General features: G+C 71.7%; 7 protein-coding genes. 5 read left to right on the plus strand and 2 right to left on the minus strand.

What is annotated here, in order from left to right; genetic code table 11:
• Window positions 1–221: 221 nt before the first annotated feature.
• The gene (locus LXM50_RS03425) at window positions 222–2,759 is read right to left on the minus strand and encodes a bifunctional lysylphosphatidylglycerol flippase/synthetase MprF (RefSeq protein ID WP_233309843.1); all 2,538 of its coding nucleotides are present in this window, start codon (window positions 2,757–2,759) and stop codon (window positions 222–224) included.
• A gap of 193 nt (window positions 2,760–2,952) precedes the next feature.
• Between LXM50_RS03425 and LXM50_RS03430 the strand changes: the two genes are divergently transcribed.
• Window positions 2,953–3,198 carry a hypothetical protein gene (locus tag LXM50_RS03430; protein ID WP_233309844.1) on the plus strand — a complete coding sequence of 82 codons (246 nt, stop codon included), beginning with the start codon at window positions 2,953–2,955 and terminating at the stop codon, window positions 3,196–3,198.
• Between the two features lie 13 nt (window positions 3,199–3,211).
• On the opposite strand, the gene LXM50_RS03435 is transcribed toward LXM50_RS03430, so the two are convergent.
• The gene (locus LXM50_RS03435) at window positions 3,212–3,688 is read right to left on the minus strand and encodes an Lrp/AsnC family transcriptional regulator (RefSeq protein ID WP_233309846.1); all 477 of its coding nucleotides are present in this window, start codon (window positions 3,686–3,688) and stop codon (window positions 3,212–3,214) included.
• A 113-nt stretch (window positions 3,689–3,801) separates the two neighbouring features.
• Here LXM50_RS03435 and LXM50_RS03440 point away from each other — a divergent pair, with 113 nt between their 5' ends.
• The 4 genes from LXM50_RS03440 (at window position 3,802) to LXM50_RS03455 (ending at window position 11,559) form a co-directional block, all read left to right on the plus strand.
• A complete protein-coding gene (locus tag LXM50_RS03440) occupies window positions 3,802–5,007 on the plus strand; it encodes a PLP-dependent aspartate aminotransferase family protein (protein ID WP_233309848.1) in 1,206 nt (401 codons plus the stop codon).
• 127 nt (window positions 5,008–5,134) lie between these two features.
• Complete coding sequence (locus tag LXM50_RS03445) at window positions 5,135–6,400, plus strand: MFS transporter (RefSeq protein WP_233310082.1); 1,266 nt, start codon at window positions 5,135–5,137, stop codon at window positions 6,398–6,400.
• 147 nt (window positions 6,401–6,547) lie between these two features.
• Window positions 6,548–8,902 carry a hypothetical protein gene (locus LXM50_RS03450; protein ID WP_233309850.1) on the plus strand — a complete coding sequence of 785 codons (2,355 nt, stop codon included), beginning with the start codon at window positions 6,548–6,550 and terminating at the stop codon, window positions 8,900–8,902.
• A complete protein-coding gene (locus LXM50_RS03455) occupies window positions 8,899–11,559 on the plus strand; it encodes an ABC transporter permease (protein ID WP_233309852.1) in 2,661 nt (886 codons plus the stop codon). The genes LXM50_RS03450 and LXM50_RS03455 overlap by 4 nt, the downstream gene beginning before the upstream one ends.
• Window positions 11,560–11,630 lie beyond the last annotated feature (71 nt).

Here is an 11,630-nt window from a genome sequence, read left to right on the forward strand (position 1 = left end):
GCGGTCGCGGAGGGGGATTCTGTCGTGCGGGCAGACGGGTGCGCGGTTTCGGGGGCTCGCGAACTGATGATGTGCTCCTCGGGCAGCGGAGAGGGTGTGACGTCTCCGCTTTCGGGGGGAACGGAGGGGTGTTACAACTCCGTAATAATACGGACCGTTCCTGAGAGTTCCATACATTGGTCGCGAAACGCCGTCTCGGCGTGGCGCGATCGGAGCGGTCGTCAGTGCTCGCCGCCGCGGTTGGTGATGGTCTGCACGAGCGCCAGGTACTCCTTCGGAGTGGCTTCCGGGAGATACGCACTGCCGATGGCCATGCCGATCGTGGCGAGCTGCGCCGGATCCGCGTACGCCATGTAGATCGTGTCGTAGCGCGGGTTGAACTTGCTCTTGAACCGGAACAGAGAGGTGAAGCCGTAGGCGGGCTCGAGCATCTCGCCGAGCCAGCCGAGCAGTCGGGTCATGACGGTCGGATCCGGGGCCTGCTCGCCCGGCTTGGTGGCCAGCGGCGCACCCGAGAGACTGAGCCTCTGCGCGCCCTGCTCCTTCATGTGAAGCGCCGCCGACGCGATGATGAACTCCATGATGCCCGGCATGGATCCGTCGCTGCGGCGCATGAAGTCGATGGTCCAGCCGGTGATCCTCCCGTCGGTCCAGCTGGGCAGCCAGCTCGTGGTCGCCTCGATTCCGCCGTCCTTGTTGAGAGCGAGGAAGATCCCGACGTCCGAGTCCTTGAGCTCCTCCATGCCGCCGAGCGTGAACCCCATCTCGGGGAGCTTCTTGTGGGCGACCCACTCCTCACTGACCGCCGTGATCTCCCGCGAGTAGCGGGTCGGCAGATCGTTCCATGTCGACCACAGGGTGGTGATGCCCTCGCGCTCGCCGCGGTTCAGCGGCTGACGCACCTTCTGCCATGCCTTGCCCGCCAGCTCGAAGTCCGGCAGGTCGATCACGGTCTCCTCACCGACGGACATGTACTGCCAGCCGAAGGACTGGAAGATCGGCAGGAAGCGCTCGTGGAAGCTGTAGAAGCAGGCGGACCAGCCCTGCGATTCGCAGTAGGCGATGAAGGCCTCGACGGTCTCGCGCTCGGTTCCCTCGGCGCAGACCGGATCCGACACGGTCAGCGCGATCTTGCGGATGACGCGGTAGGCGACGGCGCCCTGACCGTCCGCGGTGAACCAGTAGCTGTTGCCCGGCCAGGTGCCCATGAAGCCGAGGGTGCCGCCGCCTCCTGCGCGCAACAGCGCCCGGAATCGCGCCTCCTCGACCACGTGGCGGTCGACTTCGGTGGCGCGGAACAGCCGCACGCTCGCGACGATGAAGACGATCCAGAACGGCACGCCGATCCACTGGTAGACGAACAGCGCGGCCCCGTCGACCGGGATCCCCGCATCCGCGATGGCGGGGAGAAGGCCGCTGGAGACGAAGGGGCGCACCAGGTCGGCCAACAGCTCGCCGAGGGGCGGCTGTCCGTCCAGATAGTTGTCGCCGTCGATCAGGCCGATCACGAGGTAGATGCCGGCGCACACCACGAACGCGCCGATGACGGTGGCGGTGAAGCGCCGGACGGCGATCCGGGGCGCGACCACCCGGAAGTGCCGCCGGGCGACCAGCAGCAGGGCGATCACCCCGATCGGCACGAGTACGGCCAGGATCATCGCGATCCCGTCCTCGATCAGCAGTGTTCCGCGGATCTCGTCGTCGAGCAGATCATTGATGCCGACCGAGGTGGCGGTGAGCACGGCGATCACCACGTTGACGACCAATGCCATGATCCACGCCGCCCGGCGTCCGGTGCGCAGCCCCCAGGCGGCGACGAGCGTGAGCAGCAGCGGGACGAGGCTCACCAGGAACGGTCCGGGGCCGGAGTTGAGGATCGCGTCGGCCTGGCGCACGCAGTCCTGGGTGAAGTCGGTGGCGCACGAGGCGGGCATCTTGTCCACCTCGAGCGGGGAGAAGCCGGAGACGACGAGCCCGAGCGGCGAGTACCAGGCGCCGGAGATGAGCACGATGAACGGCCCGAGCCCGGTGGCCGCCACGATCGCCGCGACCAGGGTGCGCACCTCTCGATGAGAGCTGCGATGCCAGGTCGGTCGTGTGGCGCCGCGCGCCAGCACGAGACCGAGGAACAGCCCGAGCACGCCCGAGAGCAGCCGGAACACGCTGTCGCTGTCGGCGGCGTACAGCGCGAACATCACCAGCAGGGTGAAGCCGACGACGCGGATGCGGCGCTGCCACAGCGCGGGGGCGAGCGCGCTCGCGGCCATCAGCATGCCGACCGTGCCGATGGTGGGATCGGCGACGGCGTCGTAGCTGGCCAGCAGCCCCCACTGCGAACCCCAGGACACCATCAGCCATTGCGCGGTCAGGCCGATCACCATCGCGACCACTCCGGTCAGCAGGAAGGTCCATGCGGCGCGGACGCTGCCGAGCTTGCGCTCCGCGTACGCGCCGGCGGTCAGGATCAGCAGGATGGCGAGCACGCCGCCGATCACCGAGTCGCCGAAGAGCAGCGCGGTGAGCGGGGTCCACCAGCCGCCATCCTCGATGGTCGTGCTCACCGAGGCGGCGAACTCCTGGGGGAAGCGGCCCAGGAACGTGCCGGTGACGAAGCCCGCGGCCAGCACCACCAGGGCGAGCATCGCACTGAACGGGTTGCCGAGCAGGTACGCCCGCACGGACCGGATCCAGCGCGGCGTCTCGCGCGGTGCGGGCGGGGGAGTGACGGTGCCGGCGGGGGCGTTGTCAGAGGCGGTCATACATTGCTCTCTCTGCGAGGAGGCGCGGTTCGTACCGGATCCATGCGGCGGCGAGGCGCCACCTCCTTCAGAGTGCCCAACCTCCGCGGCGTTGTACAGTCGCCATGCCCTGCGCCGAGAACCTGTCCCCTTCGGTGCCGACGGTCGTACCCTGAAGAGGAGAGATGCGCCATCTCCCGATGGGAGGATCAGCATGAGCCAGGACGACCGACCCCAGATCCCGGATCCGCGCGACGGACTCGAGGGCACGTACACCGAGGTCGACGGGGAGCCCGGACAGGAGCGCACCGTGCACGGGCAGTACACCCGCACCGAGCGCGGCGGCCCCGATCCCGAGGACGAGGGCGCCTACGCCGATGCCGAGCACGGCGGCGGCGCGGAACCCCCGCGGCACTCCGCCCACGACCGCCACGGCAAGTACAACCGCCACGACCAGTGATCCGCTGAGGGCGTCAGCGCGGCGCGACGAGGCCCGAGCCGTCGCGGCGTTCGAACACGAGCTGCGTCTCCGTGGCGCGGACGACGTCGTGCACGGTGATGCGCTCCAGCACGATGTCGCGGAGAGCACCGGCATCGGCGACGGCGACGTGCACGAGGAAGTCGTCGGCGCCCGCGATGTGGAACACCTGCAGCACGCCCGCGGTCACCTCCAGAGCGTCGAACAGCGCCTCCACGCCCGCCTTGCTGTGGTTGCCCAGTCGCACCCGGATCACCGCCTGTACCGGACGGCCGAGTGCGGCCGGGTCGAGCTGCAGCCGCAGCCCGAGGATCACCCCATGCGATCGCAGCGAGCGCAGCCGGAACGCGCACGTGGAGGCGGGGATCCCCAGGGCGGCTGCAAGCTGCTTGATCGGCGCGTCAGGGCGTTCGGACAGGGCGCCGAGTATTCGCAGATCGAGTCCGTCGAGGCCGTGCTGCTCCGCGCTCAAGATCCGCTCCTCCTGCCGTCCGATGGTTGTGCTGAGAACAAGCATCCCACTCGTGTCGGCTCCCTGCAGCAACGCATGTGGTGGATCTCTGCGCACGGGGGGATCCTGGGGGCATGATCGACGACGATTCCCTGCGTGACATGCCCCTGCGTCCCGAGACGGTGGCGGTGCACGCCGGCCGAGCCGACCTCGCCGCCCTCGGCGTGCACGCCGCGCCGATCGACCTCTCCTCGACCAACCCGCTGCCGGACATCGTGCACGGCGGCGACTCCTATGAATCGATGGCGACCGGCGGCCACCCGCTGCCGGACGGCGGAAACGTCTACGCCCGCCTGTGGAACCCGACCGTCGCACGCTTCGAGGAGGGCCTCGCCGAACTCGAGCACGCCGAGGCCGCCGTCGCGTTCTCCAGCGGCATGGCCGCGATGACGGCGGCGATCCTGTCGCACACCACGGCGGCAGGCAAGCACCACATCGTCGCGGTGCGGCCGCTCTACGGCGGCACCGACCACCTGCTCGACTCCGGGCTCCTCGGCGCCGAGACCACCTTCTGCGCCGAGGACGAGGTGCGTGCGCATCTGCGTCCGGACACCGGCCTCGTGGTCGTCGAGACCCCCGGCAACCCCACTCTCGACCTGGTGGACATCGCCGCCGTGGTGGCGCAGGCGGGCGACGTGCCCGTGGTCGTCGACAACACGTTCGCGACCCCGCTGCTGCAGAACCCCCTGGATCTCGGTGCCGCCATGTCACTGCACAGCGCGACGAAGTACATCGGCGGTCACGGCGACGTGATCGCCGGCGTCATCGCGTGCTCGGAGGAGACGGCGCAGGCGCTGCGCCGCGTGCGTGCGATCACCGGGGCGCTGCTGCACCCGCTCGGCGCCTACCTGCTGCACCGCGGGCTCGCGACGCTGCCGGTGCGGATGGAACGGCAGCAGCGCTCCGCCGAGCGCGTCGTGGCGTGGCTCGCCGAGCACCCCGCTGTGGCCGAGGTGTTCTACCCCGGCATCGACGACGAGCGCGGTCTCATCCCGCGGCAGATGCGCGGCGGGGGCGCCATGATCGCCGTACGGCTGCGTGACGGCTACGCCGCCGCAGAGGCGCTCACCGGATCCGTGCGACTGTTCACGCATGCCGTGTCGCTCGGTGGCGTGGACTCGCTCGTGCAGCACCCGGCCGCGCTCACGCATCGTCCCGTCGCGGCCGAGGCGCGCCCGGGCGCCGATATCGTGCGACTCTCGATCGGGCTCGAGGATCCGGAGGATCTCATCGGCGATCTCGCGCAGGCACTCACCAGGATCGCCGCCCGCGTGGTGTGACGCGGCGCGCACCGCGCGCTCCGTCCTGACGCCCCGTTTCCCGAGCGGGTGCGGCGCGGCGAGGGGCGCGCGGAGGTCGCGTGCCGTCGATGTCCGAGGCACCCGGCAGACTTGACGGGTGACCGGAATGAGAGCCTTCTGGACAGCGCTGCCCACCGCGGGGCGCTGGCTGTTGTCGACCGTCGCGATCCAGACGTTGGGCCGCGGGCTGACCCTGCCGTTCACGATCATCTATCTGCATGAGGTGCGCGGGTTCGATCTGGGCGTCTCCGGTGCGCTCATGAGCGTCATCGCCGTGACCGGGCTGGTCGTCACCGGGCCCGCCGGCACGCTGATCGACCGCTACGGCGCCCGTCGGGTGCTGCTGGCCGGTCTCGCGTCGATGATCGCGGGCTGCACCCTCCTCGCCTTCGCGACGTCGCCGATCACCGCGGCGATCGCGCTCGTGCTGATGGGCGTGAACTTCGGCGTTTCCTGGCCCGGCTTCAACGCGCTGATCGCCACGATCGTCGCCGGCGAGCTGCGTCAGCAGTACTTCGGCGTGAACTTCGCCCTCGTCAACCTCGGCATCGGCGTGGGCGGGATCATCGGCGGCTTCTTCGTCGACGTGCATCGGCCGGAGACGTTCATGGCGATCTTCCTGATCGACGCGGCCAGCTCGCTGATCCCGATGGCGCTGCTGCTCGGACCGCTGCGGCATGTGCGCACGCACGCCGACCCCGGCGAGGAGCACGAGCAGCGTGCCGAGGGGTACCGGCAGATCCTGCGCCGCCCGGCGGTGCTCTGGCTCACGTTGCTGACGTTCCTCGCCGTGTTCATCGGGTACGGGCAGATGGAGGGCGGCTTCCCGGCCTTCGCCCGTCAGGTGTCGGGGGTCTCGACGCAGGTCATCGGGTTCGCGTTCGCCGTGAACACCGCCGTCATCGTGCTCCTGCAGTTCGCCGTCCTGAAGCTCATCGCCGGCCACCGGCGCACCAGCGTGATGCAGGTGATGACCCTCGTCTGGGGGTTCTCCTGGGTGCTGCTGGGACTCACCGGGCTGCTGCCGAAGACGCTGGCCTCCGCGATCGGCGTGCTGCTGTTCATGGGCGTGTTCGCCTTCGGGGAGACCATGCTGCAGCCCACGGTGCCAGCGATCTGCAACGACCTGGCTTCCGACCGCAGCCGCGGGCGGTACAACGCGATCAATGCGGCGGCGTTCCAGGGTGGGGCGATCGCCGGCCCGATCGCGGCCGGCGTGCTGCTCGGCGAGGGGCGTCAGATGTGGTTCATCGTTGCCATGGTGGTGGGATCCCTGCTGATCTGCGCTCTGACGATCGCGCTCGAGCGGCGTCTGCCCGCGGCCGCGAACGGTGTGCCGGCCGCGGCGGTGCCCGAGGTGCACGGCGCCTGACCGCGGGCTCGAGTGCGGCGCCGGTGGTGCGGAGAAAAGCATTGCGCGGCCGCGGCACTGCCTCCAGGATGGGGAAGTGCGTTTCGTTCGGATCGGTAACGATCCCCTGACGAGTGCGCGGAGCGGTCGGTGACACGGACGAGGACGATGACGTTAGCGGTGAGGCGGGCGCGGCAGCAGACCGCGCGACTCCTGCTCGTCCTGCTCGCCGCCGGCCTTGTCGTTCTCGGCGTCGGCGGAACCGAAGCCCTGTCGGTCCGGCTCGTGGGGGACGGGGTGCACCGGGTCGCGGAACGCGCAGAACCGACATCGCGCGCTGCGAACGTCACCGCGTTGCGCGCGGAGGATCCGGACGCGCAGGACCGCGCCGTGCGAGCGGCGATCGCGAAGGCGTTCGCCGGCGCACCGGTCGACGTCAGTCGGATCGCGGTGAGCGAGATCTCGGTGGGCAACCCCGACGCCGTGCAGGCGATCAACGGGAAGGACGTCCCCGGTCGGGGTGAGCTGGCCGACGGAGCCTGGCCGCGACGCTCCGGCGAGGCGGCCGTGCTGGCCGCCGCGGCGGAGAAGCGCGGATGGCGCATCGGCGACGTGATCCCGCTCGGGGCGGACGCGGCGGGGGGAGTCGTCGAGGTCACCGTGGTCGGAACCTGGACGGCGAAGGACCCTGCGGACCCCGCCTGGGCGGGGGATCCCGCGGTGGCGTCCGGCGACTCCGACGGTGCGGCGGGGCCCGTGCTCATCACCGCGGACGACATGGCGCGGCTGTGGACCACGCCGACGGTCACCTGGATCATCCAGCCGACGGCGCTGGCCGTCGACCGGCTGGACGGGTACCGCGCGGGGCTGGCACGCCTGGCGCAGCTCCCGGCCGAGGTCGATGCCGACAATCGCTCGAACACTGCGGTCGGGGGTGCGCTCGGCGACCTGCTGGATCGGGAGATCCGCGCGGTCGCAGTCGCCCGCGGCATGATGGCGGCGCCCACGGCGATCGTCGTGGCGCTGGGGGCGATCGCGATCGCCGTGATCCTCACCGCGTTGGCGGGAGCACGTCGAGAGGAACTGCGTCTGGTCCGCGCGCGCGGCGCTGCCGCGTCGGGCATCTCCGCGGCGGCAGCCGGCGAGGCCGCAGCGACGACCGGCGTCGGCGCCGCGCTCGCCCTGTGCGTTCTGCTCCCTGCCGGCGCGCCCGGCGTCCCGACGATCGTGGCGGGTGCGCTCACCGTGCTGATCGCCGCGGGAGTCGCCGCCTTCACCGCGGTGCGCGCCTCGGCGCCGACGACAGCGGCGCGTTCCGATGCCGGTCGGGGGATCGTGCTGGCGCTGCTGCTGCCGGCGCTGATCGTCGCAGCGCTGGCGGGGTTCGCGCTCTGGCAGCTGTTCGCGCAGGGCGGGGTGGTCTCGGAGGACGGCGCCGCGGATCCGGTCGCGTCCGCGGCCGGCGCCGCGTCACTGCTCGCGCTCGGCCTGTTCGTCCCTGTGCTCGCCGTGCTCGTCGCGGCGATCGCCGAACGCGCGGCCCGTCGCGGTCGCGGCATCATGCCCGTGCTGCCGCTTCGACAGATCGCGCGCCGTGCCGGGATCGCCGCGGTCGCCATCCTGTGCCTGGCCCTCGCCGCGGGTTCCGCGACGATGGCGATCGGCGCCGGGCCGCTCGCCGAGGCCGTGGACCGCTCCGCCGTCCGCGCCGCCCTCGGGCAGGACGTGCGCGCTTCGGTCGGCGCGCAGCAGGCGGTGCCGCTCACCGCGGCGGAGGCGGAGGCGCTGCCGACGGTCACCCGCGCCGCCGAGGTGCTGAGCCGGGATGCAGACGTCGGTGCGGACACCGTGGCGTTCGTCGCCGTCGACCCGTCTGCTGCCGCGATCCCCGCATCGGCGCGCGGGGTGCTCACCGCCCGGACCGGCGCCGACCTGCCCGTGGCGATCACCGCCGCACTCGCGCAGCGGCTGGGCGCCGTGCAGGGGACGCGCTTCGCGATCACGCTGCGTCCGGAGGGCACGCGCCTGCAGGCCGAGGTCGCCGCGATCCTGCCGACGATCGCGGGCATCGGATCCGGCCCCGGTATCCTCGCCGATCGCACCACCGCCACGACGATGGCCGAGGGGGTGCCCGCGAACGAGCTGTGGCTCGCGACCTCCGACCCTTCCTCCGTCGCCGCGACGATCCGGGCCCGGTCGAACACGCCGGTGCGGATCCTCACTCCCGCCGCGGTGAGCGTCGCGCCGATCACCGGGACGTCCGCGATCCTGCTGGCCACCGGCTCTGCGGCTGCCGCTCTCCTGGGCCTGCTCGGTTTCCTCTCGGCCGTCGCCGCGGATCGCTCCCGCCGGACGGAGGAGCGCATCATCCTGCGCGCCCTCGGGCTCAGCGCGGTGCGGCAGCGGTCTGCGAGGTTCGGCGAGGTGGCGGGCATCGCGGTCTTCGGCGTGCTCGGCGGCGTGGCCGCGGGGCTCGCCGTGGTGACCGTGGTGCTGCCGATGATGTGGGGGAGCGGATCATGATGCGCCGTCCCGCCACCGCCGCCGTGGTCGTGCGCACGGTGCTCACCGCGCCGCTGCTGTCGTCCTTCCTCGTCCTCGCGATCGCCGCCCTGACGTTCGTGGGCGTGCTGGTGCCCGCGCTCATCGACCAGGCGCGCACGGCGACGGTGCAGCACCAGATCGAGGAGATCCCCGAGATCGGCCGGCCGCTCACGGCGTCGCAGCCCGGGATCGCGGGTCTGTCCAACGGTGCTCCGGTCGAGGAGCACGCGTGGTCCAAGCCCCTCGCGGCCCTGCAGGCGGAGCGCGAGCGGCAGCCCGAGCCGCTGCGCAGTGCACTGGGCGCCCCTCGCGTGCTCGGGAGCTTCGGAGCGACGGCGCTGCAGGCCGAGCGCAAGGTCCCGCGCAACCTGGTGCAGCTGGTCATGGATCCGGGGCTCGAGCATCGCAGCCGCCTCGTCGCGGGGGCGTACCCGCAGCCCACCGACCCCGCCACCGGCATCGACATCGTGCTCACCGAGCAGGCTGCGGCGGATCTGGACTGGAAGGTCGGCGAGGTGCGTCATCGCCAGGACCTCACGGTGCGCCTGACCGGCCTGGTCGCTTCCAACGGCGCGGATCCGCTCGCCTGGAAGATGCTGGTCGGCTCCATGAAGCCGACCATCCAGTACAGCCCTGACGGGGACCGCATCCTGCAGACGGTCGGTTTCATGGCGCCCGACGAGGCCCTGCGGCTCGGGGACCTGCTCACGCAGACATCGACGGCGTCCTGGATCCCCCTGGATCCGCACGGGATCTCCGCTCCGGACGCGGCGACCGTGAGCACCCAGTTGCGGCTGTTCGTGGCGAACCCCGTGCACGTGGGCGAATCCGGGGGATTCTTCGATCGCGGTCTGCAGTTCTCCTCGCCGATCGCGGACGCCCTGGATCGCGGGGTCGCCCGCGGGAACGCGCTCGTCGCGGTGGTCGCGGTCGCCGCTGTGGGGCCGCTCGCCGTGGCCGGAGTGATGCTGGCACTGGCCGGACGGCAGCTCGCGCTGCGCCGCTGGCGGGCCGCCGCCCTCGCCCGGGCCAGGGGCGCTTCGATGGCGCAGCTGTCCGTGGTCCTCGGCGGAGAGGCACTCGTGCTCGGTCTGCTCGGCGCGGGGATCGGGTTGGCGGTCGGGGCGGTGCTGTCGCCGCGTGGTCCGGATGCGCTGAGCTTCCTGCTGGCCGCGGTGCTCGTGCTCGTCCCGACCTGTGCGGTCCCGGTCACCGTCACCACCGACCTGCGCCGTGCCGAACGCCGGGACGGGATAGCGAAGCGATCGCGGCCGTGGCGGCGCCTCCTCGCAGAGGCCGTCATCATGGCGCTCGCCGTCGCGTTCGCCGTCCTCCTCCTGGGTCGTGGTGAGGTGGTCCGGGTGGATCCCGTGCTGCTCGCGATGCCGGTGCTCATCGGCGGTGTGGGCACGGTGGCGGTGCTGCGGCTGCTCCCGCTCCTGCTCGACGCGCTGCACCGCGGTGCCGGGCGCCGCACCGGCCTGATCGCGCTGCTGGGCCCGGCACGAGCGCTGCGCGATGCCGCTCTGCGCACCGCGCCGGCGCTCGCCGCCGTGATCGGCATCGCGGTGGCGGTGTTCTCGGTGTCGTTCGCGGCGACCGTGTCGGACGGGATCGGCCGTACGGCGCGGGACGCCACGGGTGCCGACGTGGCCGTGTCGATGCCGTACTTCGAGGATGCGCAGATCGAGGCCGCACGGAAGATCCCCGGCGTCGAGGCGGTCGCGACACTGGACGCCGACGAGATCGGTCAGGGTGCCTCGCCGGGCGCTTCCGATCGGGTGCGCATCTATGCGATCGACCGGGACGCCTTCGCGCGCGTGCAGCGCGGCTTCGACGGCGCACTGCCGCTGCCCGCATCGCTGACGGCGGCATCGGGCGGATCCGTCCCGGTCGTCGCCTCCGAGCAGCTGCTCGCCCAGTTCGGCGACACGCTCACGGTGAACGGACACGCCGTGCGGGTCGTCGCCCGCACCGCGCAGCCGACGCCGTTCGGGAGCGCGGAGAAATGGGTGATCGTCGACCGCGGGAACATCGACAGGATCGGCATCGCCTCGCCGCTGGTCACGAGGCTGTTCGCCTCGGTCGCCCCCGGTCACGATCCGCGTACGGTCGCGACGGCGCTCACGGCGCGACTCGGCGACTCGGCCACCGCGACGACCGTCGACCAGATCATCGCGCAGGCCGCTTCGGATCCGGCGTCGTCCGCCCTGCGGACCGCGCTGCTCGTCGCGACGGCGGTCGTCGCGGTTCTGCTCGCGTTCGCCATCATGCAGACGCTCATGCTCGGGTCGGCGGCGCGTGCTCGACTGCTTGCACTGCTGCGCGCGGTCGGCTATCCCCGCCGGAGGGAGTTGCCGCTCGTGGCCTGGGAGGTCGGGCCGGCGCTCGTCGTGGCTGTTCCGGTGGGCGTGGTCTCGGGGCTCGCGATGTCGTGGCTCGTGGTCGGCGCGCTGGACCTGCGCGGCTTCACGGGAGGGCAGGCCGCTCCTGCGCTCAGCCTCCCTGTGGTCTGGCTCATCGCGGCGGTGCTCGGATTCGTGGCGGTCACCGCCGTGGCCGTGCTGCTGGCGACGGGCGCCGCGATGCGGCTGCGCAGCGCCGACGCGATCAGGGTCGCCGATGACGAGGGGTGATCGCATGCGGCGAGGACACAAGGGGCATGGCGATGAGGAACGGAAGATCATGAACGCACGAGGAGGGGCCG

Source organism: Microbacterium sp. Au-Mic1 (assembly GCF_021341785.1).
Lineage (GTDB): Bacteria > Actinomycetota > Actinomycetes > Actinomycetales > Microbacteriaceae > Microbacterium.

Bases quoted from the DNA above. Each gene is read 5' to 3' on its own strand.
- LXM50_RS03455 (WP_233309852.1), top strand. From the start codon at position 8,899: ATGATGCGCCGTCCCGCCACCGCCGCCGTGGTCGTGCGCACGGTGCTC.
- LXM50_RS03425 (WP_233309843.1), bottom strand. From the start codon at position 2,759: ATGACCGCCTCTGACAACGCCCCCGCCGGCACCGTCACTCCCCCGCCC.
- LXM50_RS03445 (WP_233310082.1), top strand. From the start codon at position 5,135: ATGAGAGCCTTCTGGACAGCGCTGCCCACCGCGGGGCGCTGGCTGTTG.
- LXM50_RS03450 (WP_233309850.1), top strand. From the start codon at position 6,548: ATGACGTTAGCGGTGAGGCGGGCGCGGCAGCAGACCGCGCGACTCCTG.
- LXM50_RS03430 (WP_233309844.1), top strand. From the start codon at position 2,953: ATGAGCCAGGACGACCGACCCCAGATCCCGGATCCGCGCGACGGACTC.
- LXM50_RS03440 (WP_233309848.1), top strand. From the start codon at position 3,802: ATGATCGACGACGATTCCCTGCGTGACATGCCCCTGCGTCCCGAGACG.